This is a genomic window from Streptomyces violaceusniger Tu 4113 (assembly GCF_000147815.2).
In the GTDB taxonomy this organism is placed as follows: Bacteria; Actinomycetota; Actinomycetes; order Streptomycetales; family Streptomycetaceae; genus Streptomyces; species Streptomyces violaceusniger_A.
Window position 1 is genome coordinate 5,727,574 of sequence record NC_015957.1, and the last position, 21,731, is coordinate 5,749,304.

Consider the following 21,731-nt stretch of genomic DNA (forward strand, 5'->3'; position numbering starts at 1 on the left):
TCAGCGGCCTCCGAGCCCGCTCATGGTGATGCCTTTGACGAACCAGCGCTGGGTGAGGAAGAAGAGCACGATGAGCGGCACGGTGGTGATGGCGGCCGCCATCAGCAGCAGATTCCACTGGGTGCCGTTGGTGGACTGGAACACCTGGAGGCCGACCGCCGCGGTCCTGGTGGAGTCGCTGTTGGATATCACCAGCGGCCAGAGCAGGTTGTTCCACTGGCTGATGAACTTGAACACCGCGAGGGTGGCGATCGCCGGGACGGCGAGCGGGATGATGATCCGGACGAAGGTCTGCCAGCGGTTCGCCCCATCCAGGCGGGCGGCTTCCTCGTAGTCGCGGGGAACGCCCAGGAAGAACTGACGGAGCAGGAACACCCCGAGCGCGGTGAAGGCGTGCGGCAGGATCATCCCGGGCCAGGTGTCCACTCCGTGCATCTTCGCCACCAGGATGAACTGCGGGATCAGCGTGACCTGCGAGGGGATCATCAAGGTGGTCAGATACACACCGAACAGCACGCTGCGGCCGCGGAAGCGGAGCCGGGCGAAGGCGTACGCGGCCAGCGCCGCGGTGGCCGTCTCCAGAAGTGCCGTACCGCCGGCGAAGATGATGGTGTTCAGCAGATAGCGGCCCAGGGGGACGAGGTCGAAGGCGCGGCCGATGTTCTCCGGATGCCAACTGCCGGGCCACAGCGACGGCCGCGCCGCCATCGACTCGGTGTCGGACTGGAAGGCCACCAGCACCATCATCACGATGGGGGTGAGGGTGACCGCGGTGACCAGGAAACAGGTGAACACCAGCAGCCGCCGGGCCGCCACGGGCGAGCGGCGCAGCGCCGCGAGCGCGGGAACGTCAGAGGTCATAGTGCACCAGCCTCCGCTGGAGCAGGAACTGCGCCGCGGTGATGACCACGATGAACGCGAACAGCACCATCGATTGCGCGGCCGCGTAGCCCTGCTCGTAGTTCTCGAATCCGGTCCGGTAGATGTACATCACGAGCGTGGTGGTGCTGGTTCCCGGCCCGCCGTCGGTCATCACCAGGGCCTGGTCGAAGACCTGGAAGGAGCCGATGATCGAGGTGACGACGGTGAAGAACACCGAGGGCGACAGCAGGGGCAGCGTCACCTCGCGGAAGGTCCGCCAGGGCGAGGCCCCGTCCACCTTGGCGGCCTCGTAGAGCTGTTGCGGAATGGCCTGCAGCCCGGCGAGGAAGATCACCATGCCGAAGCCGAAGCTCTTCCAGACACTCATCACGATCAGGGCGGGCATGGCCCAGTCGTCCGAGATCAGCCAGGCCGGCCCGTCGATCCCGAAGACCCCGAGCACCGCGTTGATCAGCCCGTCGTGCGGGATGTAGAGCCAGACCCAGACGAAGGCCACCGCCACGGTGATCGTCGCGTAGGGCAGCAGAAGCAGCGACCGGAACACCGCCATGCGCCGCAGCCCCTGATTGAGCAGCAGCGCCAGTCCCAGGCTGACCAGCAGCGTCAGCGGCACACTGACGAAGGTGAAGTACGCGGTGTTGCCGAGCGCCGACCAGAAGGTGTCGTCCGGTCCGAGCCGGGTGAAGTTGTCCAGTCCGATGAAGCGGGGCGGGCTGAACAGATTCCAGTCCAGAGTTGAGATCACTCCGGCCGCGATGACCGGTCCGGCGGTGAAGACCAGGAATCCGGCCAGGCTCGGCAGGAGGAACAGCCAGGCGGCGAGCGTCTCCGAGCCGTGCCGCCGGGACCGGCGGCCACGGAGCGGGCCACGCGGTGTTCGCCGTGGCGTCGCGGTCGCCGCGGTGCGGGTTGGGGCAGCCATCGTGATCCTCCCTCAGGTGGCCTGGCGGACGGCGTCCCGGTGCTGGCGCATCAGGGCGTTCAGCCGTGGCATGACACCGTCGATCGCGTCGCCGGCGCTCCTCTGGCCGAGGAAGGCCCGGGGCAGGTCCTGGGCCAACAGCAGCCGGACGCGGTTCCAGTTGGTGGTGACGTCGAAGGGATGGCCACCGGCCACCTCGCCCTTGAGGATCCGCTGGACGATGCCGAGGTTGGCGGGCGGCGGTTCGAACGCGCTCGCGGCCGAGAGCCGCGCCGGGTTGTTGCGCCCGGCCCGTGCGTAGATGTCCAGCGCCCCCGTGCTGGTGAGGGTCTTCAGCAGCCGCCACGCCAGGTCGAGATCGTCGCCTTTGACCCCCGAGGGGATGGCGAAGCTGGAGCCCGACACCCGCGGCTTGCTTCCCGCCGGGCCCGCGGGGAAGGGGACGATGTCCCATTCGAAGGATGCTTTGCGGACGTTGAGCACCTGCCAGGGGCCGTTCTGCATGAAGGCCACGTTGCCCTGGAGGAAGTTGGCGAGGGAGGCGCCGGAGGCGTTCTGGGTGACCAGGTTGTCGATCGGCGGGGTGGCCCGGTCCTTGGTGAACAGGTCGACGACGTAGTGGATGGCCTGCATTGCCTCGGGGGCGTCCAGGGGGCTGGTGTCACTGTCTCCATCGACGACATTGCCACCGGCGCAGTAGATCCAGGACACCAGGTCGTCGATGGTCGGCGAGCAGGTGAAGCCGTACTGGTCCTTCGGCTTGCTCAGCTCGATGGCCAGCCGCCGGAAGGTGTCCCAGCTCATGGGCACGGTCGGGGACGGCGGATCGACGCCGTTCCGCTCCAGCAGCGTCTTGTTGTAGTAGAGCACGGTCGGCGCCACATCGAAGCCGATGGCGTAGGTGCGCCCGGCGAACGAGGAGATGGACCGGATGGCGGGGTAGAAGTCGTCGAGGTCGAAGTCGGGGTCCGCGGCGATGAGGTCGTCGAGCGGCCGGTGCGCGCCGCGGGAGGCGTAGGTGGGGATCAGCCAGCCGTTCAGGCCGGTGACCATGCTTGCCGTTCCGCTGACGAGCTGCAGGTCGAGTTTGGTGGGGTAGCCGTCGGAGGGGGTGAGTGTCGAGGCCGATCTGATGTGCATCCGCCGATCGACGTAATGCCCGAAGTCGCTCCAGACCCGCTGCTCCTCGGGGCTGCTGGACCACATGGACCAGGTGGCCGTGCCGGGCGGCGGGCCGGAGGAGCAGCCGCTGAGGGCTCCCGCGGTGGCGAGCCCGCCGAGGGCCGCCCCCTTGAGCAGGGCACGACGGGACAAGCTGGAAGACATCGTCGTCTCCTCGCTGCTGGGTCGGGGTGCGGCCGGGTTCAGAGAAAGGCCAGGTCCAGGGCTTCGGCGCGGATGCGTTCCTCGTCGACCTCGACGCCGAGGCCGGGTCCGGAGGGGACGGTGGCGGTGGCCGCGACGATGTCCAGGTTCGCCACGTAGAGATCGGTCAGCAGCTCCGGTCCGTTCAGTTCGGCGGGCAGGGCCAGTTCCAGCTGGCTGAAGAGGTGCAGCGCGGCCGCGAAGCCGATCCCGCAGTCGGTCAGCCCACTGGCCAGCACCTCCAGCCCGCCCGCCAGCGCGACCTGGGCGGTCTTCAGGGCGTTGCGCAGTCCGCCGGACTTGCAGATCTTGACGACCACCAGATCGGCGGCGTCCAGGCGCAGCGTGCGGGCCAGGTCCTGGGCGGTGAAGCTGCCCTCGTCGATGGCGACCGGCAGGCCGATCAGATCCCGCACCCGGCGCAGGGCGAGGGTGTCGGTGCCCGGCACGGGCTGTTCCACGCAGTGGAGGTGCGGCACTTCGCGTACAGCGTCCATCAGCCGGGTCAGGGCGGTCGGCCGGTAGGACTGATTGGCGTCCAGCCACAGGGGTTTGCCCGCGGCGACCTCCGCGACCGCGGTGATGGCCGCGGTGTCCGCGACGGGATCGCCGCCGATCTTCACCTTGTAGGCGGTGTAGTCCGAGGACTGGAGCGCGTGCTCGCGGACGGCGGAGGGCTCGCCCACGCCGATGGCCGAGCAGAGCGGAACCGTGTCCCGGAGCTTGCCGCCCAGCAGGGCGTGGACGGGCAGCCCGGCCAGTTTGCCGGCCGCGTCGTGCAGGGCGATGTCCACCGCGGCCCGGGCGAACGGAAAGCCGTTGGACACCGCGGGGCTCAGCCGGCGGCTCGCCCGGGCGTGGAACAACTCCACGTCGAACGGGGTGAGTTCGAGCAGGATGGGGGCCAGATGGCGCTTGATGACCACGGCGATCGTCTCGGCGGTCTCGTAGCTCCAACTGGGCAGGGCCCGCTGTTCGCCCCAGCCGACGACGCCGTCCTCGGTGGTCAGCTTGACGAAGACGACCGCTCCCGCCTGATCGGGGGTGCCGACGGCGCCACTGCCCAGCACGAACCGCCGGGCGAACGGCACGGCCACGGGGAAGACCTCGACCGCCGTGATACGCGACATGGTGAGTGGCTCCTGTCCAAAAGGTCGATGACGCGGACGGTCGGGTACGGAGTGCGGAGGTGGCTCAGGAGGTAGCTCAGGAAGTGGCTCAGGAAGTGGCTCAGGAAGTGGCTCAGGCGGCGATGGGCCAGGAGGCGGGGTCGACGAAACCGGGACCGCGGACACCCTTGTCCAGCCAGTCGGCGACGTCCGCCATCACATAGCCGGCCAGCGCCAGATGCCCGTCCACGGTGTCCCCGGCGATATGCGGGGTGAGCAGCAGATTGGGGCAGCTCAGCACGGACTCGCCGAGGTGCGGCGGCTCGGGGTCGAAGACGTCCAGCGCGGCGAACAGCCGCCCCGCCAGCGCCTGTTCAAGCAGCGCGCCCTGGTCGACGGCCGGTCCCCGCGCGGAGTTGACGACCACGGCGTGGTCGGGGATCCGCTCGATGTGCCGGGCGCTCACCAGGCCACGGGTCTCGGCGACATCGGGCACATGGACGGAGATGAACGGGCAGCCGAGCGCCTCCTCGAGCGTGGCGGTCCGTACGCCCAGCGCGGCGGCCCGCTCCTCGTCCAGATACGGGTCGTACACCACCACCTCGCAGCCGAACGGCCGGAGCAGGGTGATCAGGGCGCGGGCCGTGGAGCTCGCGCCGAGGATGCCCACCCGGTGGCCGGTGAGTTCCCCGCCCCGGAAGCCGCTCTGCTTCCAGCCGCCGGCCCGTATCGCGGTGTCGAACAGCGGCAGCCGGCGGGCCAGGGTGAGCATCGCCGCCAGGCAGTACTCCCCCACGGACCAGGCGATCCGCCCGGCGGCCGAGAAGACGGTGACGCCCTGGTCGAGCACCTCACGGTCGATGAGCTTCTTCACCGTCCCGGCGGCGTGCGCCACCACCCGGGGGCCACCGCCGCCGGACCAGATCGCCCGGTTCAGACGGGGCGTGCCCCAACTGGTCAGCAGTACGTCGCTGAAGGCAGCGAGCCGGGCCACCCCGTCCTCGGTCAGCGGCTCATCGGCCCAGGTCACTTCGTAACGTTTCTCGATCAGCTGCCGGGCCTCGGCGCTGATCACATCGGCGGCACGCTGGGGGGTCATGGCGACGGCGAGTCTGGACAACCTGGCTCCTCGGACGGGATCGGCGCGGATCTGCCCTGGCGGTCGTCATGACCGTAGAGGCGGGCCGCCATGCCCGTCCAAGCCCACTTTCGCATCGCCCCATACTCTGAGGGTATGAACCTCTCCCTGCAGCAGCTCCGCGGCTTCGTGGCGGTGGCGGAGGAACAGCACTTCGGCCGCGCCGCCGCGCGCCTCAACATGACCCAGCCCCCGCTGACCCGTCAGATCCAGGCCCTGGAACGCGCCCTGGACGTCGTCCTGTTCGAGCGCACCGGGCGGGGCGCCCGGATCACCGCCGCGGGCCAGGTCTTCCTCGACCACTGCCACCGGGTCCTGGCCCTGCTGGACGCCGCGCCGACCGCCACCCGTCGCGCCGCCGACGGCCGCACCGGCACCCTGCGGCTCGCCTTCACCGCGATCGGCGCGTACGCCATCCTGGCCGATGTCCTGGACCTGGTGAACCGGCACCTTCCCGACGTCACCGTCGAACTGACCGAACTGGTCAGCCCCGACCAGTTCGCCGCCCTCTCGGAACTGCGCATCGACGCGGGGCTGGTGCGGCCGCCCATCCCCGAGGGGTACGCGTCGCTCCCGGTCCACTCCGAGGACCTGGTCCTCGCGGTCCCCGCCGGCCACCCGCTGGCCCATGCAGGCGACGGCGCCCCCGTCGCCCTGACGGACGTGGCCGATGACTACATCGGGTACAGCCCCGAGGGCTCCCGCTATCTGCACGACATCTGCGCCGCCATGATCGGCGTGGACCGCTATGCGGTCAGCCAGTTGACCTCTCAGGTCCCCACCATGCTCGCCCTGGTCCGCGCGGGCCTCGGCTGCGCCCTGATACCGCGTTCGATCATGACCATGGGCGTCCACGGCGTCCGCTACCGCGAACTGGCCCCCGCCGACGCCCACTCCGTCACCCTCCACGCCTGCTGGAACCCCGACAGCCCCAACCCGGCCCTCCAGCGGCTGGTGGACGTCCTCACCCGGGAGCGCCTGGGGAGCGGCGCCGTGACGCATGAGACCGAAGGTGGCTGTGAGATAGGCCATACGCGGCCGAAGTAACGGCTCAAAGACGTGTAAACAACCGCCGCGCCATTGAGCACAGATCCTTCGCGGTCCGTATTCGCCGGTGCAAGCACGGGCAGACACTGCTCTGCACAACGACCGGCGTCCCCGCCAGGAGGCTCTATGCGATCCCGGTACTTCGTGACAGGTACCTCCCTCCTCATAGGTTCCGTGGTGGTCACGCTCGGCGTGATCATGTCGCCCGCCCTGACGGGTGTGCAGCAGGAGCACCAGACGAACCTGGCGAAGACGAACTCGACGCAGTACGGACCGCTCACCGGGGCCGACCAGGAGTTCGTGGTCAAGGTCCGGCTCGCCGGGCTGTGGGAGTACCCCGTCGGCGAGCTGGCCCTCAAGAAGGGCACCACGGCGGCGGTGAAGACGGCCGGTGAGCATCTGATCGTGGGGCATGCGCAACTGGACGACGCCTCACGGGACATCGCGCCCAAACTCGGCATCACCCTGCCCAACAAGCCCACACCGCAGCAGCAGGGATTCCTGGACACCCTCACGGCCGCCACGGGCAAGAACTTCGACAGCGAGATGGCCCAGATCCTGCGCATCACCCACGGCCAGATCTTCAGCTCCATCGCCAAGATCCGGGCGACCAGCAAGAACACCCTGGTGCGTCAGCTCGCCACCCAGGCCAACAACACGGTGTTGGACCACATCACACAGATGGAGAACACCGGGATGGTGGACTACGAGCGGCTTCCCGCCCAGATCACCGAGACCCCGACCCAGGGCCCGGACTTCACCAAGCCGGTGATGCCCAAGCCCGGGGAGCCGATGGTGATCCTGAAGAAGCCGGCCTCACTCGAGGGCAAGGGCGAACCGCCCACACCGTCCCCGCCCGCCCCGGTCGACGACGCGCCGGGCTCCTCGGCCTCCCCGACCACTCCGGGCGCCACCTCCTCCCCCTCCGCACCCGCCGTTCGGTAACGCATCGTCAGGACAGCGCAGACAAGCCGGGTGAAACGCGGGCGGTTTCCGCCACATCGGTACCGTCAAATCTCGCCACTCTGTGCGGCACAGGGGTGCGAAACGACTCCGGGAAAGCCTTGTGGGCACCCCTGTCGGGCACCGCGCCGCGTTCCGGCTCCTTGCGAATGCGTACTCGACCATCGCACGACCGTCTACTGACCCATCCACCACGCCTGCAATAGGACGGTGGAATATGCGCCCGCCCGTCTGTGGCCCGGTGGGCCCCGAAGCGGCTATGAATCCGTTCAGAGAGCCGGTGACCGGGCCCGGCGTGGCGCCCGGCAGGGCCGCCGAGGCATACGGGGCCCATGGGGCGGCGGACCCTACTACATGCCACCCACCATTTCCGAGCATTACCGGATTTAACCCCTAACTGCTGAACCCTGCGTAACCTCTCCGTCACTGGCGAAGCGCCCCCGGTGGGCGCCCGCCACGGGCGACGCAGGGAAGGGGAGGCCGCATGCCCGGAATCGACGAGTGCTTGCTGGAAGCGATGACCGTGAACGGCGCGCGCGGAGCCGCCGTGATCGAGTGGACCAGCGGACTCGCGCTCGGCATGGTCGGCGAGGTGCGGGACGAGGACCCCGAGGCCACGGCGGCGGAGACGGCGGAGCTGGCCCGGATGGCCGCCGAGCAGCGGGCGTTCGCCGCGCTGGGCCCCGGTGGCGGGAAGGGCGGCTCGGACAGGGGCGCCGACGGGGACGATACGGGCGGGGAGCCCGCCGTCGAGGATGTCATCGTCACCACCCGCACCTGCTACCACCTGCTGCGCTTCGTCGATACGGCTTTCGACAGCGGCGTCTTCTTCTATCTCTGGCTCGACCGCCGGGAGGGGAATCTGGCGCTCGCCCGGATGCGGCTGCGCGATATGTGCGGGCGTCTGGCGCTGATATGAGCATGCCTCGCAGGGCCGGTGGGCGGACCGGTCACGCGCCCAGCCTCACCGGGCTCGCCGCCGAGCGGGCCAGCGGGGCCCTGCTGTGCGACGCGGGCACCGTCTATCTCCGGGACGGCGAGGTGGTGCATGCCGAAAGCCCCGTGGCCCCCGGGATCGAGGTGCTGCTCACCACCGGTGGGCGGCTGACCGCCGACAGTTGGCGGGAGGCGGTGGGCCGGACGGGCCCGGACGGCGGGGTCGGGCGGTTCCTCGTCGACAGCGGCCGGCTGTCGGACGCGGAGCTGGAGATCTGCCATCTGGGCGCGCTGTTCGACGCGGCGTACTTCGCACTCGGGCACGGCAGCGGCCCCCGCGGCTTCCAGCGGGGCGCGGCCCACTGGCTCGGACCGGTGCGCGCGGTGGGCGCGGTCGCCGTCGAGCGCGAGACCCGGCGCCGCGGCAAACTGCTGGACTCCCTGTGGCCGTATCCGCAGGTGGACACCGAGCCGGTGGTGCTCCGCCGCCCCGATGGCCGTGCCCCGGCCGTGACTTCGCGTCAGCGCGCGGTGCTGGCGCTGGCCGACGGGGTGCGCACCCCCGCCCGTATCGCGCGCGAGCTGGGCCGTCCCGCCTTCCACACGCTGATCGACATACGGCGGCTGGCGGCGGCGGGCCATGTCGCCACACCGCGGCCCGCCCGGCCGGGACGTCCGGGCGGCCCCGATCTGCCCGCCCGGTCCGGCGCTTCCGCGCCGCCCGCCGCGGACCGCGGTCCCGCCGCGGCCGTCTTCACCGATCCCGATATCGACCTGCTGCGCCGGCTCCGCGACGCCTTGGAGGCAACGCCGTGATTCCCCCGACCGACCCGCCCGCCCCGTGCGCGGCGTCATGAGACTCAGCCTGCGGCAGCGCACGGAGCGGAAGTGGCTGCTGGCCGCCGAGCCCGACGTACTGGAGGAGCTGCGCCGGCTGCGGGCCCGGGTGACCCATGTGACCGGCGCCCTCGCCGCCACCAGCGACGGCATGGTGCTGGCGCATGACACGGCCGTCGAGGCCGAGGGCGTGGCGGCGCTGACCGCCGCGGCCCTCGGGGTGGCGCAGTCGCTGGCGGGCGCCACCGGGCGGGGCACCTTCCGTGAGCTGCTGGTCCGCGGCGAGAACGGCTATGTGGCCACCTATGCCGCGGGTTCCACGGCCGTGCTGACCGTTCTGGCCGGTGACCGCACCAATGTCGGCCGCCTCCATATGGAGGCCCGCCGCTCGGGCGCCCGGCTCGCCGATCTGGTGGGCGTCGCCCTCAGCCGGGCCGAGCAGCCGCAGCCCTGACCATCACGACCTTTTCCCGCCCGGCGCGTACACCCGCGCCGGCACCCGACCGGACATCACTGACATCGAAAGGAACAGCCACGATCATGGCGAACACCCAGACCGCGCTCAAAGAGGCGATGACGTCCATCGAGGGCGCCCTCGGCGCCGCGCTGGTCGACTACTCCAGCGGGATGGCCCTCGGCACCGTGGGCGGCGGAAAAGAACTCGACCTGACGGTGGCGGCCGCGGGCAACACCGATGTGGTGCGCGCCAAGGTGCGGACCATGGAACAGCTCGGTCTGCAGGACTCCATCGAGGACATCCTCATCACGCTCGGCAGCCAGTACCACCTGATACGGCTGCTGAAGGGCCGGGACAGCCAGGGCCTCTTCCTCTATCTGGCGCTGGACAAGAACCGGGCCAACCTGGCGATGGCACGGCACCAGCTCCGCAGGATCGAGACCGAGCTGGAGGTCTGAGGTCCGGGCCGTACGGCCCCCGGTACGGGCACGGTTGCCGCTCGACGAGCCGGCCCCCCCGTCTGATCGGCACGGTCGGCATGCGCGGAGTCACCGCGCTCAACGCACCAGGCAGGGACGCTTGTTGTCGAAGGTCCAGCCCGGAATGAGATGGCGCATGCCGACCGCGTCGTCCCGCGCCCCCAGCGCCTTCTCCTGGTAGAGGGCGTGGGCGGCGAGGAGCCGGTCGCGGTCGAGCCGGATGCCGAGCCCGGGGGCGTCCGGGATGGCGATCTCGCCGCCGGTGATCCGCGGCGGCTCGACGGTGAGCCGCTCCAGTCCCTCCTGCCAGATCCAGTGGGTGTCCAGGGCGTTGTACTCGCCGGGGGCGGCGGCTCCGCAGTGGGCCACCATCGCCAGGGAGATGTCGAAGTGGTTGTTGGAGTGACATCCCCAGGTCAGGCCCATCTCATGGCAGAGCTGGGCCACCCGTACCGACCCCTGCATGGTCCAGAAGTGGGGGTCGGCCAGCGGGATGGAGACCGACTGCAGCGCCAGTGCGTGGGTCATCTGCCGCCAGTCCGTGGCGATCATGTTGGTGGCGGTGGGCAGGCCGGTGGCGCGCCGGAACTCCGCCAGGATCTCCCGGCCCGAGTAGCCGTCCTCGGCCCCGCAGGGGTCCTCGGCGTAGGCGAGTGTGCCGAGCAGCGGCCGGCACAGCTCGATCGCCTCGCGCAGCGACCAGGCGCCGTTGGGGTCGAGGGTGACGCGGGCGTCGGGGAACCGCTCCTTGACCGCCCGTACCGCCTTGACCTCCTCGTTTCCCTCCAGGACGCCGCCCTTGAGCTTGAAGTCCTTGAAGCCGTAGAGGTCGTAGGCGGCCTCGGCCTGGCGGACGATCGCCTCGGGGGTCAGCGCCTCCTCGTGGCGGATGCGGTACCACTCCGCTTCGGCGCCGGGTTCGCGGACGTACTCCAGGTCGGTCCGGTCGGGGTCGCCGACGTAGAACAGATAGCCCAGGACCCGGACCGCGTCGCGCTGCTGACCGTCGCCCAGGAGCGCCGCGACGGGCACCTCCAGATGCTGGCCCAGCAGGTCCAGCAGGGCCGACTCGACGGCGGTGACGGCGTGCACGGTGGTGCGCAGATCGAAGGTCTGGGTGCCCCGGCCTCCGGCGTCGCGGTCGCGGAACCGCCGCCCGATCTCGCCCAGCACCCGCTTGTAGTCGCCCACCCGCGCCCCGACGACGAGGGATTCGGCGTCGCGCAGCGTCTGGGTGATCTTCTCACCGCCGGGGACCTCCCCCAGTCCGGTACGGCCCTCGGAGTCCTCGAGGACGACCACGTTGCGGGTGAAGTACGGGCCGTGGGCGCCGGAGAGGTTCAGCTCCATGCTGTCCCGGCCGGCGACCGGATAGACGGCGAACGAGGTGACGGTCGGCTGGCTCATCGTGGCGTCCTTGGGTCGGTGTCGGAGGGGTCGCTCAGGGAGGGTTCAGATAATGGCCTCGATGGCCAGCACGCCGCCGAGGCCGAGGACCGCGAGCACGGTGGTGTAGGTGGTGCGCGCCTTGATGGCGTCGATGACGGAGAGGTTGAAGTACTCCTTGAACATCCAGAAGCCGGGGTCGTTCACATGGCTGAAGGCGATCGATCCGCAGGAGACGGCGAGGACCATCAGCTCGGGGTGGACTCCGCTGTTCTCCAGGAGCGGCTGCACCACACCGGCGGCGGTGACCACGGCGACCGTAGCCGATCCGAGCGCCACCCGCAGGACGACGGCGATGAGCCAGGCGAGGATGATCGGCGAGATGGACCAGTCGTCCGTGAGGTCCTTGATGTAGTCGGAGATCCCGCCCTCGACCAGGACCTCCTTGAAGGCGCCGCCGGCCCCGATGACCAGCAGGATCATCGCCATCGCCTGGGCCGCCGAGTTGCAGGAGGCGCTGACCTCGGCCAGGCTCCGGCCGATCCGGGGGCCGAACGCCCACACCGCCAGCAGCAGGGTCAGCAGCAGGGCGATCGGCGCGGAGCCGATGAAGGTGATGACGTGCAGGGCGGGGCTGTCGCCGGACACGGCCATGTCGGTCACCGCGGCGCCGGCTATCAGCACCACCGGGACCAGGGCCACCGACAGCGACCAGCCGAGGCCCGGCATCTCCTCCTCGGTGAAGGTGCGCTCGCTGACCAGGCCCTTGGGGATCTCGGGGTCCATCCGCCGGACGAACGGGAGCCGCGGCCACACCAGGGCGATCAGCGCACCGGCCGGAACGGCGATGAACAGCCCGTAGAACAGGGTCAGGCCGACGGAGGCGTGGAAGGTCGAGGCCACCGCGGTGGGGCCGGGGTGCGGCGGCAGAAAGCTGTGCATGGTCGACAGGGCGATCGACATCGGAAGCCCGACCCACAGCAGATTCTTGCGGGTGACCCGGACGATGGTGAACGCCACCGGCACGATGATGACGAAGGCGACCTCGTAGAACATGGTCACGCCGATGAGCATGGCGGTGACCACCATCGCCACCTGGACCCAGCGCAGTCCGAAGGTGTCGATGAGGGTGTTGGCTATTCGCTGGGCCGCGCCGCAGTCGCCCATGACCCGGCCGACCATGGCGCCGAGACCGACGACGAGCATGGTGTCGCCGATCTGACCCCCGACGCCCTCTCCGAGGACATCGGGGATCTTCTCCACCTCGACCCCCTGCACGAGCGCGACGCCGACGGCCACGAGGAGCAGGGCGATGAAGCCGTTGAGCTTCAGCTTGGTCATGAGGAACAGCAGGATCACCACGCTGATTCCGACGACGACGAGAGGCATGTCTTCAGTTCTCCTTTGAACTGTGGCCGGTGAGCTGGAGGCTCGAGCGGATCGCCACACGGGCCAAGGAGTCCACGTACATGCACTCCGTCTATATATGAAGATGGAGGCTAGAGGGGTGAACACCGCTGGTCAATGGGTGTACCCGGGGATTCGTGATCGGCGCCGGTGTGAACCGGACTTACCGGGCGCCGAATTCGGCCTTGGCGCGCGTCCAGGCGCGGGCCTGCTCGCTGAGGGTGATGCCGAGGCCGGGCCGAGCGGACACCCGCATCCGGCCGTCGCTGATCTGCAGCCGCTCGTTGAACAGCGGCTCCAGCCAGTCGAAATGCTCCACCCACGGCTCCTGCGGATAGGCCGCCGCGAGATGGAGGTGGATCTCCATCGCGAAGTGCGGGGCGAGTTGCAGATGGTGCTGCTCGGCGAGGGTGGCCAGCTTGAGGAACTGGGTGATGCCACCGATGCGCGGTGCGTCGGGCTGAATGATGTCCGCCGCGTTGTGGCGTATCAGCTCCCAGTGTTCGGCGACGCTGGCCAGCATCTCCCCGGTGGCCACCGGGGTGTCCAGCGAGGCGGCGAGGGCCGCGTGGCCCGGTGCGTCGTAGGCGTCCAGCGGCTCCTCGATCCAGACCAGGCCGAACTCCTCGAAGGCGCGCCCCATACGCTGCGCGGTGGGCCGGTCCCACTGCTGATTGGCGTCGACCATCAGCGGCACCTCGTCGCCCAGGTGCTCCCGTACGGCGGTCAGCCGGCGCAGGTCCTCCTTGCCGTCCGGCTGCCCCACCTTGATCTTGATGCCGCCGATTCCGCTGGCCAGGGAGGCCGTGGCGTTCTCCAGAACCTGCTCGGTCGGCGTGTGCAGAAAGCCGCCCGAGGTGTTGTAGCAGCGCACGGTGTCGCGGTGCGCGCCCAGCAGCTTGGCCAGCGGCAGCCCGGCCCGCTTGGCCTTGAGGTCCCACAGGGCGATGTCGAAGGCCGCCACCGCCTGGGTGGACAGCCCGCTGCGGCCCACGGAGGCACCGGCCCACACCAGCTTGGTCCAGATCTTGCCGATGTCGCTGGGGTCCTCACCGAGGAGGGTGGGCGCGATCTCCTGGGCGTGGGCGAACTGGCCGGGGCCTCCCGCGCGCTTGGAGTAGCTGAAGCCGATGCCCTGGTGTCCCTCCTCGGTGGCGAGTTCGACGAAGAGGAAAGCCACCTCCGTCATCGGCTTCTGGCGGCCGGTGAGAACCTTGGCGTCGCTGATGGGCGTGGCCAGGGGAAGGACGACCGAGGACACTCGGATCCAGGAGACCCGGTCGAAGGTTGCCTCACCTGCCTGCTGCGCGGCGTGCGTTGCCGTATGCGATGTGGTCACCACGTGTTGTCCCTGTGTGTGGGCCCGTATGCGGGGCGAGTGGATATCGCCGGATCCGCCCCGGGGCGGCCGGCGAGCTCCTTTGCAAGCTACGGTCGCCAGACGATCTACGTCTAACTTAAAATTGGCATGCGTTGATACCGGGAGAGCATCGTTGTTCACGCTCATGCAACTCATCAGCTTTGTGACGGTCGCCGAGGAGCTGCATTTCACCCGGGCCGCGGAGCGGCTGAAGATGACCCAGCCGCCGCTGAGCCGCCAGATCCAACTGCTGGAGACCGAGTTGCGGGTCCAGTTGCTGGAGCGCACCAACCGCTCGGTGCGGCTCACCCCCGCGGGACGCGCCTTCCTCACCGAGGCCCGCCGTATCCTGCGCCAGTCCGAGCACGCCGTCCTCGCCACCCGGCAGGTGGCGACGGGCGAGGCGGGGTCCATCGCCATCGGCTTCACCGCGGCCAGCGCCCACTCCGTACTCGGCACCCTGCTGGAGATCGCCCGTGCGGCCATGCCGGGCGCGGAGATCACCCTGCGCGAGATGGTCACCCGGGACCAGTTGGAGGCCGTCACCGAGCAGAGCCTGGACCTGGGCCTGGTGCGGCCCTCGGTCACCGGACCGGATCTGCGGTCCCGGCCCGCGGCCCGGGAGCGGCTGCTCGGCGCCCTGCCGACGGGACATCCGCTGGCGGCGAGCGAAGGGCCGCTCCAGGTGGCCGACTTCGACGGGCAGGACCTGCTGATGTACTCGCCCATCGAGGCGCGCTACTTCAACGAGCTGCTCATCAGCATCTTCCGCGCCGCACACGCCACCCCGGTCTTCTCCCAGTATCTGAGCCAGGTCCACACCATCCTGGCCCTGGTGAACGGCGGCTGGGGAGTGGCCCTGGTCCCGGAGACCGCCGCCCGGCCGCGCTACCCGAACATCGTCTTCAGATCGGTGGAGCTGACCACTCCGGAGCCGGTAGAACTCAACCTCGTGTGGCGCAAGAACAACGACAATCCGGCCCTGCACGCACTGCTCCGCCACGCGGCCGCCCTTCTTCCCGCCCAAGGAGCCTGACCGTCGTGACGCCCAGAACCTCCGGTGGCCTGCTGCGGCGCCACCGTGACTTCCGGCTGCTGTGGTGCGGTGAGACCGCCGGGAAGTACGGTGCGGCCGTCACCGGAGTGGCAATGCCGCTGATCGCGGTCACCACCTTGCACGCGGACACCTTCGAGGTCGGTCTGCTGACCGCCGCGAGCTGGGCCCCTTGGCTGGTCATCGGCCTTCCGGCGGGAGCCTGGGTGGACCGGTGGCGCCGAAGGCCGGTCATGCTGGCCGCCGCCGCGGTCTCGCTGGTGCTGTTCGCGAGTGTCCCGGTGGCCGCCTGGTACGGCCTGCTGAGCATCGGACTGCTGCTGACCGTCGCCCTGTTGACGGGTACGGCGGCGGTGTTCTTCCAGACCGCCTACAGCGCGTATCTCGCCCGCCTCCTGGCCCCCGAGGAAGCCCGAGGGCAACGCCAAACTGCACGGCAGCGCGTCCGCGGCGCAGATCGCCGGCCAGGGCTCCGCCGGTCTGATCGCACAGGTGGCGGGCGCGGTGAACGGGATGTTCATCAACGCCGCGACCTTTCTGGTCTCCCTTGCCTGCCTGACCGGCATCGGCTTCCGCGAACCGCGCGTCCCCCGGGCCGAGCGCCCGCCCCGGGCACTGGCCCGCGAGGTGGCCGAGGGGCTGCGGCTGATCGCCCGCGACCGGTGGCTGCGCACCCTGACGCTCTTCGCGGCCGCGTCCAACCTGGCGCTGATGGGCTACCAGTCGATCCGGGTGGTCTTGGTCCGGACCGTCGGGCTGGCCCCCGGGCTGGTCGGTGGGCTCATCGCGGCCGTCAGCCTCGGCGGCGTCGCCGGGGCGTTCTGCGCACGCCGTGTCGCCGCCCGGGTCGGCGACGCGCGGGCGACGCTCCTGTTCGAGCTGGGGCTGGCCGTGGGCGCCCTGCTCATGCCGATGACCGCCGAGGGACCGTGGGTCGTACTGTTCGTGGCGGGCGGTTTCTGCGTCACCGCCGGTGTGGTGGCCGGCAATGTGATCAAGGCGAGCTTCCAGCAGCGCTACTGCCCGCCGGAGCTGCTCGGCCGGCTCACCGCCTCATCGGCGTTCGTCAGCTACGGAACGCTGCCTCTCGGAGCGCTGCTCGGCGGTGCGCTCGGCACCGCGCTGGGCCTCCGGGCCGCCATGTGGATCACCACGTCGGGCATTCCGCTCGCCGGGCTGATCCTGCTCTTCTCCCCCATCCGGCGCTCCCGGGATCTTCCGGCGTCCGCGCCGGCCCGGCCACGTCATGAAGCTCCGGTCACCTCATGAAGCTCCGGCCGCCACGAAGCCCCGGTCATGAAAAGGAGCTCTTCCCATGACCACTCCCCCGGCCACTCCTCGCGCACGACGCGCCGCGGTGCCCGGGGCGCTGGCGGCCCGTGACGACCTCACGGGCGCCCACTACGCCTCGGCGTTCGCCTTACCGGTCCCACGGGCCGGAGCCCTGACCGCCGAGCAGTGGGTGCGGGCCGTCTTCGAGGGCACTCCGGCTCCCCTGCGGCGGTTCCTCGTGCTGGGCTGGACGCTGGGGCTCGGCCTCCGGCTGGGCCCCAGGACGTCGCCGCGCCATGTCCTGGGTTGGGCCGTCTCGGACGCGGCGGACCACTCGCTGACCCTCACCGCGCGCTCCTCGCTGGTGCTCACGCACAACGTCGTGGCCGTCGAGGACGCGAGGGTGCTGTGGGCGACCTTCGTACGGTTCGACCGGCCCGTCGGCCGCCCGCTGTGGGCCCTGGCCGCGCCGGTCCACCACCGGCCGGTTCCCCGGCTCCTCCGGCGGGCGGCGCGCGATGCCGCGTCGGCCGGGGAAACCACCCCCGGTGACGGCCGGTCGCCTTGAGCCCCCCGTCGCGTCGCCCGGCCCAGCGGCCCGAGCTACGCTCAAAAGGGAGGGACCCGGTTCGCCTTCGAAGGGAGCGTTTCCGTGTCCGTCACATCACGCGCGTCGACTCCGGCGCCGCTGCCCAGACATCGCGACTGCCCCTTCGACCCGCCCGGTGCCTACGAGGCGCTGCGCGAGGAGGGCGGGGCCGGCCGGCTGGCCTTTCCGGACGGCAAGGCGGGCTGGCTGCTCACCCGGCACGAGGACGTGGCGCAGTTGCTGGCGGACGACCGGTTCAGCTCGGACCGCCGCCGGACCTCCTCGCCGGTGCACGCCTTTCCGGTCCGCCCGGACGATCGCCGCATGCTGGGCTCGTTCATCGGCATGGACCCGCCCGAGCACACCCGCTACCGGCGGCTGCTGAGCAAGTGGTTCACCGCCCGGGCGATGCGGCGGCTGCAGCCCCGGATCGAGGAGATCGTCGACGGCCACCTGGCCGCGATGGAGCGCGCCGGTCCGCCGGCCGACCTGGTGACGTCCTTCGCCCAGCCGATCCCGTCGCTGGTGATCTGCGAGCTGCTGGGGGTGCCGTACGAGGACCGGGCCGACTTCCAGCGATGGGCCACCGTTCTGCTCCGGATCGGCCAGGGCGAGGAGGAGGTCTACGCGGCCCGGGACGCGCTGTGGGAGTACATGCGGGAGCTGATCGACACCAAGCGGCACCGGCCGGACGAGGCGCTGCTCTCCCGTCTGGTCAACGGCGAGCACGGCGCGCCCGGCGGCACCGGCACCGCCACGGCGGCCGGGCTGACCGACGAGGAGCTGACCGGTGTGGGGCTGCTGCTGCTCATCGCGGGCCATGAGACGACGGCGAACATGCTGGCCCTTGGCACCTACGCGCTGCTGCGCCACCCCGGGCAGTCGCAGCAGTTGCGGGAGCGGCCCGAGGTGATCGACCACGCGGTCGAGGAGCTGCTGCGGTATCTGACCATCGTCCAGTTCGGGACGGTACGGGTAGCCCGGGAGGATCTCGAGATCGCCGGGGCGCGGGTGCGGGCCGGGGAGACGGTCGTCGGGTCGCTCGCCTCGGCCAACCGGGACCCCTCGCGGTTCTCCGACCCCGACACCCTGAACGTCACCCGCGAGACGGCCGACCAGATCGCCTTCGGCCACGGCATTCACCAGTGCCTGGGCCAGCATCTGGCGCGGATGGAGATGCGGACGGGCTTTCCCGCCCTGCTGCGGCGCTTCCCCACGCTGCGTCTGGCGGTGCCGCCCGACGAGGTGCCCCTGCGCCACGACATGCTGATCTACGGCGTCCATCGGCTCCCGGTCACCTGGGACCGGGCCGCCGGTTAGGCGACCGGCAGGTCCGCCCACCAGGTGATGCCCTCATGGCAGGAGTGGCTGCCGTGGCGCGTGGACAGCGCGGTGACGATGCCGAGCCCGCGGCCGTGCTCATCGGGCTCGATGTCCTCGTCCGCCCGCTGACCGGCGGGCACCGGGCCACCGTCGGTGACCTCGATGCGCAGGCCGGCGGAGCCCTCGCATTCGGTCCAGCGCAGCCGCAGCACGGCCGGGGGCAGGGCGTGCAGGATCGCGTTGGTGACCAGTTCCGAGATCACCATGAGTGCCTCGTCGAGGCAGTCGTCCGACAGCTCCCATTCGGTCAGCAGCGCGTACGCCCGCCGCCGCACGGTGGCGACGGCCTCGCAGATGTGCGGGACCGGGAGGACATGGCCGCCTCCCTCGTCCGCCGGGGGCCGGTCGGGGGCCTCGCCGCGTGTCACCACCGGCGCCAGCAGGGGGTCCGGTTCCGGCGCCTGGGAGCCGATGAGACGGGCGCCGGTGAAATCGACGGTCTCCGCGGCCTGCCCGGTGACGCCGGGCTTCGGATAGCTCAGTTGTTCCGCCACGTCTCCTCCTCTCCGAGCCGGGTGGGTTGTCTGTGCCGGGCACCCTTCGGGTCACCTTTTGGCATCCTGGTCTTCTTGTCCCGATACGGACGCTATGGCCCCTATCCACCGGGGTCAACGAATCCGAGTCGGCATTACCGAACGTTTGGCGTTTTCGCCGACAGGCCGTGCCACTGGCCGAAGAGCTACGATCGCGTCATGGCCGGCCCGGTGCAGTCCATCGAGCGGGCGGCGGCGATTCTGCGGCTGCTCGCCCAGGGCTCCGGTCGGCTCAGTCTGGGCGAGGTGGCCGCCTCGCTCGGCCTCGCGAAAGGCACCGCGCACGGCATTCTGCGCACGCTGCAGAGCGTCGACTTCGTCGAACAGGACAAGGCGACGGGGAAGTACCAGCTCGGCGCGGCGCTGCTGCACCTGGGGACCAGCTATCTCGACATCAACGAGCTGCGGTCCCGCTCCATCAACTGGACCGATGCCCTGGCCGCCCGCAGCGGTGAGGCGGTCCGGCTCGGAGTGCCCCTGGAGGGCAAGGCCCTCATCGTCCACCACGTCTTCCGGCCCGACGACACCTTCCAGACCCTGGACGTGGGCTCGCTGCTGCCCCTGCACGCCAGCGCGCTGGGCAAGATCCTGCTGGCGTACGGGGCGACTCCTCTGGAGCCGCTCATGGAAACCGAACCGGAGAACTACACCCGTCACACACTCGTCTCTCCCCAGCAGCTCAGCCGGGCGATGGGCGAGATCCGCGAGAACGGGTGGGCTGTCGCGACCGAGGAGATGATGGTGGGCGAGGCCGATATCGCCGCGCCGATCCGCGGACAGGGCGGCCTGGTGGTGGGCGCCGTCGGCATCTCCGGCGCCGTGGACCGCCTCTGCGACAGCAAGGGCCGCCCTCATCCCTCACTCGTCGGGCTGACGCGCGACGCCGCCCGGGCGATCTCCCGCGATCTCGGCGCGGCCCGCTGGTGACGCCGCATGCCCTGCTCGAACCCGCCCGAAGGCAGGCCAGGCCATGGTTGAACGCTATGTGATGTCCATCGACCAGGGCACCATGTCCACCCGGTGCATCCTCTTCGACCACCAGGGACGGCTGGTCTCGGTCGGCCAGCGAGAACATGAGCAGTACTTCTCCAAGCCCGGCTGGGCCGAGCACGACCCCGCCGAGATCTGGTCCCATCTGCGCCGTGTCGTCGTGCCCCGGGCCCTGGAGGGCGCGGGGATCCGGCCCGAGCAGATCGTGGCCATCGGCATCGCCAATCAGCGCGAGACCACGGTGGTCTGGGACCGGCGCACCGGCGTTCCCGTGTGCCACGCCATCACCTGGCAGGACACCCGCACCAGCGGCTATGTCGAGGAGCTGCGGCGGACCACCGGTGACGACTTCTTCCTCGAACGCTGCGGACTCTCCCCCACGACCTACTTCTCCGCGCCACGGCTGCGCTGGCTGTTCGACCATGTCGACGGCTTGCGCGAGCGCGCGGGGCGCGGGGACGTGCTGTTCGGCACGATGGAGAGCTGGCTGATCTGGAACCTCACCGGCGGGCCCGACGGCGGGCTGCACCTCACCGACGCCACCAACGCCAGCCGCACCATGCTGATGAATATCCGCAGCCTGACCTGGGACGATGAGCTGCTGGCCTATTTCGATGTGCCGCGGGCGATGCTGCCGGAGATCCGCCCCTCCGCCGAGTGCTACGGCATGGCCCGCGCCCTGCTGCCGCAGGTGCCGATCTGCGCCGCGCTCGGCGATCAGCAGGCGGCGCTGTTCGGGCAGACGTGTTTCGCCGGCGGCGAGGCGAAGTGCACCTACGGCACCGGCAGCTTCCTCCTGCTCAACACCGGCACCGAGCTCGTACGGTCCCGGCACGGGCTGCTGACCACGGTGGGCTACAAGCTCGGCGACGAGCCGACGGTCTACGCCCTGGAGGGCCCGATCGCCGTCACCGGCTCGCTGGTGCAGTGGTTCCGGGACCGCCTGGGCATGATCCACAGTGCCCCCGAGATCGAGACCCTGGCCCGCGGCGTCGAGGACAACGGCGGCTGCTACATCGTCCCCGCCTTCTCCGGGCTCTTCGCCCCGCACTGGCGCAGCGACGCGCGCGGAGTGATCGTCGGGCTCACCTCGTACATCACCAAGGGACATCTGGCCCGGGCCGTTCTGGAGGCCACCGGCTGGCAGACCCGGGAGGTGGTCGACGCCATGAACGCCGACTCGCCTCAGCCGCTGCGGCAGCTCAAGGTGGACGGCGGGATGACGTCGAACAATCTGCTGATGCAGTTCCTGGCCGATGTCCTGGACCTGCCCGTGGTGCGCCCCATGGTCTCCGAGACCGTCTCCCTCGGGGCCGCCTACGCCGCCGGGCTCGCCTCCGGCTACTGGCCCGACCTGGAGGGGCTGCGCCGCAACTGGCACCGCGCGGCCCAATGGATGCCCACGATGGACCCCGCCCGGCGGGAGGCGGAGTACGAGAACTGGCAGCGGGCGGTCGAGCGGTCGCTGGGCTGGGCCAGGTCGTAGCCCTGGGCCACCCTCCCGGGCGGGCCCCAGTTGTCCTCCGGGGAAGAATCGAGCGCGAGGGGGACGTGTGAGTTCCATGAGGCGGGGTATTCGAGCCAGCCGCGGCTGTTGAAACCAGTCGCTCTGGGACCCAGAA

General features: G+C 70.4%; 20 protein-coding genes and 1 pseudogene. 12 read left to right on the forward strand and 9 right to left on the reverse strand.

Annotated features, from left to right (window positions below; all coding sequences use genetic code 11):
* The 5 genes from STRVI_RS23810 to STRVI_RS23830 form a co-directional block, all read right to left on the reverse strand.
* Entirely contained in the window at positions 1-861 is an 861-nt protein-coding gene (locus STRVI_RS23810; protein ID WP_014058184.1) for a carbohydrate ABC transporter permease, read from the reverse strand.
* Positions 851-1,804 carry a carbohydrate ABC transporter permease gene (locus STRVI_RS23815; protein ID WP_014058185.1) on the reverse strand — a complete coding sequence of 318 codons (954 nt, stop codon included), beginning with the start codon at positions 1,802-1,804 and terminating at the stop codon, positions 851-853. The genes STRVI_RS23810 and STRVI_RS23815 overlap by 11 nt, the downstream gene beginning before the upstream one ends.
* Before the next feature lie 12 nt (positions 1,805-1,816).
* The gene (locus STRVI_RS23820; RefSeq protein WP_014058186.1) at positions 1,817-3,130 is read right to left on the reverse strand and encodes an ABC transporter substrate-binding protein; all 1,314 of its coding nucleotides are present in this window, start codon (positions 3,128-3,130) and stop codon (positions 1,817-1,819) included.
* A gap of 38 nt (positions 3,131-3,168) precedes the next feature.
* Complete coding sequence (locus tag STRVI_RS23825) at positions 3,169-4,299, reverse strand: mandelate racemase/muconate lactonizing enzyme family protein (protein ID WP_014058187.1); 1,131 nt, start codon at positions 4,297-4,299, stop codon at positions 3,169-3,171.
* A gap of 112 nt (positions 4,300-4,411) precedes the next feature.
* On the reverse strand, positions 4,412-5,398 hold the full coding sequence (locus STRVI_RS23830; RefSeq protein WP_014058188.1) for a hydroxyacid dehydrogenase: 987 nt from the start codon (positions 5,396-5,398) through the stop codon (positions 4,412-4,414).
* Positions 5,399-5,512: 114 nt separating this feature from the next.
* On the opposite strand from STRVI_RS23830, the gene STRVI_RS23835 reads away from it, so the two are divergent.
* The 6 genes from STRVI_RS23835 (at position 5,513) to STRVI_RS23860 (ending at position 10,114) form a co-directional block, all read left to right on the forward strand.
* A complete protein-coding gene (locus STRVI_RS23835) occupies positions 5,513-6,463 on the forward strand; it encodes a LysR substrate-binding domain-containing protein (RefSeq protein WP_106685708.1) in 951 nt (316 codons plus the stop codon).
* Positions 6,464-6,589: 126 nt separating this feature from the next.
* Positions 6,590-7,408: a DUF4142 domain-containing protein gene (locus STRVI_RS46510; protein WP_014058190.1), complete on the forward strand. Its 819-nt coding sequence runs from the start codon at positions 6,590-6,592 to the stop codon at positions 7,406-7,408.
* Positions 7,409-7,910: 502 nt separating this feature from the next.
* Complete coding sequence (locus STRVI_RS23845) at positions 7,911-8,345, forward strand: hypothetical protein (protein WP_014058191.1); 435 nt, start codon at positions 7,911-7,913, stop codon at positions 8,343-8,345.
* Positions 8,342-9,178 carry a hypothetical protein gene (locus STRVI_RS23850; RefSeq protein WP_014058192.1) on the forward strand — a complete coding sequence of 279 codons (837 nt, stop codon included), beginning with the start codon at positions 8,342-8,344 and terminating at the stop codon, positions 9,176-9,178. The genes STRVI_RS23845 and STRVI_RS23850 overlap by 4 nt, the downstream gene beginning before the upstream one ends.
* 37 nt (positions 9,179-9,215) lie before the next feature.
* Positions 9,216-9,653 (forward strand): roadblock/LC7 domain-containing protein, encoded by a 438-nt coding sequence (locus STRVI_RS23855; protein ID WP_014058193.1) that lies wholly within the window; start codon positions 9,216-9,218, stop codon positions 9,651-9,653.
* An 86-nt stretch (positions 9,654-9,739) separates the two neighbouring features.
* Positions 9,740-10,114: a hypothetical protein gene (locus tag STRVI_RS23860; RefSeq protein ID WP_014058194.1), complete on the forward strand. Its 375-nt coding sequence runs from the start codon at positions 9,740-9,742 to the stop codon at positions 10,112-10,114.
* Positions 10,115-10,213: 99 nt separating this feature from the next.
* On the opposite strand, the gene STRVI_RS23865 is transcribed toward STRVI_RS23860, so the two are convergent.
* From STRVI_RS23865 to STRVI_RS23875, 3 genes are all read right to left on the reverse strand, one after another.
* Entirely contained in the window at positions 10,214-11,542 is a 1,329-nt protein-coding gene (locus STRVI_RS23865; RefSeq protein WP_014058195.1) for an enolase C-terminal domain-like protein, read from the reverse strand.
* A 45-nt stretch (positions 11,543-11,587) separates the two neighbouring features.
* Positions 11,588-12,910 (reverse strand): gluconate:H+ symporter, encoded by a 1,323-nt coding sequence (locus STRVI_RS23870; protein ID WP_014058196.1) that lies wholly within the window; start codon positions 12,908-12,910, stop codon positions 11,588-11,590.
* Between the two features lie 181 nt (positions 12,911-13,091).
* Positions 13,092-14,270: an L-talarate/galactarate dehydratase gene (locus STRVI_RS23875; RefSeq protein WP_014058197.1), complete on the reverse strand. Its 1,179-nt coding sequence runs from the start codon at positions 14,268-14,270 to the stop codon at positions 13,092-13,094.
* Positions 14,271-14,421: 151 nt separating this feature from the next.
* Between STRVI_RS23875 and STRVI_RS23880 the strand changes: the two genes are divergently transcribed.
* The 4 genes and pseudogenes from STRVI_RS23880 to STRVI_RS23895 all read left to right on the forward strand — a co-directional run bounded on the left by STRVI_RS23880 (position 14,422) and on the right by STRVI_RS23895 (position 18,523).
* A complete protein-coding gene (locus STRVI_RS23880) occupies positions 14,422-15,324 on the forward strand; it encodes a LysR substrate-binding domain-containing protein (RefSeq protein ID WP_014058198.1) in 903 nt (300 codons plus the stop codon).
* 5 nt (positions 15,325-15,329) lie between these two features.
* A pseudogene (locus STRVI_RS23885) lies at positions 15,330-16,611 on the forward strand (MFS transporter).
* Between the two features lie 46 nt (positions 16,612-16,657).
* Positions 16,658-17,182, forward strand: coding sequence for a DUF2867 domain-containing protein (locus STRVI_RS23890; protein WP_014058199.1), 525 nt, complete (start codon positions 16,658-16,660; stop codon positions 17,180-17,182).
* Positions 17,183-17,266: 84 nt separating this feature from the next.
* Positions 17,267-18,523 carry a cytochrome P450 gene (locus tag STRVI_RS23895; protein WP_014058200.1) on the forward strand — a complete coding sequence of 419 codons (1,257 nt, stop codon included), beginning with the start codon at positions 17,267-17,269 and terminating at the stop codon, positions 18,521-18,523.
* Here the strand turns inward: STRVI_RS23895 and STRVI_RS23900 are convergent.
* A complete protein-coding gene (locus STRVI_RS23900; protein WP_014058201.1) occupies positions 18,520-19,080 on the reverse strand; it encodes an ATP-binding protein in 561 nt (186 codons plus the stop codon). The two genes, STRVI_RS23895 and STRVI_RS23900, sit on opposite strands and share 4 nt — an antisense overlap.
* Positions 19,081-19,278: 198 nt before the next feature.
* On the opposite strand from STRVI_RS23900, the gene STRVI_RS23905 reads away from it, so the two are divergent.
* Both STRVI_RS23905 and glpK read left to right on the forward strand, forming a co-directional pair.
* On the forward strand, positions 19,279-20,046 hold the full coding sequence (locus STRVI_RS23905) for an IclR family transcriptional regulator (RefSeq protein ID WP_014058202.1): 768 nt from the start codon (positions 19,279-19,281) through the stop codon (positions 20,044-20,046).
* Between the two features lie 43 nt (positions 20,047-20,089).
* Positions 20,090-21,595, forward strand: a complete 1,506-nt coding sequence (glpK, locus tag STRVI_RS23910; protein WP_014058203.1) for a glycerol kinase GlpK — start codon at positions 20,090-20,092, stop codon at positions 21,593-21,595.
* Positions 21,596-21,731 lie beyond the last annotated feature (136 nt).

Bases quoted from the DNA above. Each gene is read 5' to 3' on its own strand.
- STRVI_RS23810 (WP_014058184.1), bottom strand. From the start codon at position 861: ATGACCTCTGACGTTCCCGCGCTCGCGGCGCTGCGCCGCTCGCCCGTG.
- STRVI_RS23815 (WP_014058185.1), bottom strand. From the start codon at position 1,804: ATGGCTGCCCCAACCCGCACCGCGGCGACCGCGACGCCACGGCGAACA.
- STRVI_RS23820 (WP_014058186.1), bottom strand. From the start codon at position 3,130: ATGTCTTCCAGCTTGTCCCGTCGTGCCCTGCTCAAGGGGGCGGCCCTC.
- STRVI_RS23825 (WP_014058187.1), bottom strand. From the start codon at position 4,299: ATGTCGCGTATCACGGCGGTCGAGGTCTTCCCCGTGGCCGTGCCGTTC.
- STRVI_RS23835 (WP_106685708.1), top strand. From the start codon at position 5,513: ATGAACCTCTCCCTGCAGCAGCTCCGCGGCTTCGTGGCGGTGGCGGAG.
- STRVI_RS46510 (WP_014058190.1), top strand. From the start codon at position 6,590: ATGCGATCCCGGTACTTCGTGACAGGTACCTCCCTCCTCATAGGTTCC.
- STRVI_RS23845 (WP_014058191.1), top strand. From the start codon at position 7,911: ATGCCCGGAATCGACGAGTGCTTGCTGGAAGCGATGACCGTGAACGGC.
- STRVI_RS23850 (WP_014058192.1), top strand. From the start codon at position 8,342: ATGAGCATGCCTCGCAGGGCCGGTGGGCGGACCGGTCACGCGCCCAGC.
- STRVI_RS23855 (WP_014058193.1), top strand. From the start codon at position 9,216: ATGAGACTCAGCCTGCGGCAGCGCACGGAGCGGAAGTGGCTGCTGGCC.
- STRVI_RS23860 (WP_014058194.1), top strand. From the start codon at position 9,740: ATGGCGAACACCCAGACCGCGCTCAAAGAGGCGATGACGTCCATCGAG.
- STRVI_RS23865 (WP_014058195.1), bottom strand. From the start codon at position 11,542: ATGAGCCAGCCGACCGTCACCTCGTTCGCCGTCTATCCGGTCGCCGGC.
- STRVI_RS23870 (WP_014058196.1), bottom strand. From the start codon at position 12,910: ATGCCTCTCGTCGTCGTCGGAATCAGCGTGGTGATCCTGCTGTTCCTC.
- STRVI_RS23890 (WP_014058199.1), top strand. From the start codon at position 16,658: ATGACCACTCCCCCGGCCACTCCTCGCGCACGACGCGCCGCGGTGCCC.
- STRVI_RS23905 (WP_014058202.1), top strand. From the start codon at position 19,279: ATGGCCGGCCCGGTGCAGTCCATCGAGCGGGCGGCGGCGATTCTGCGG.
- glpK (WP_014058203.1), top strand. From the start codon at position 20,090: ATGGTTGAACGCTATGTGATGTCCATCGACCAGGGCACCATGTCCACC.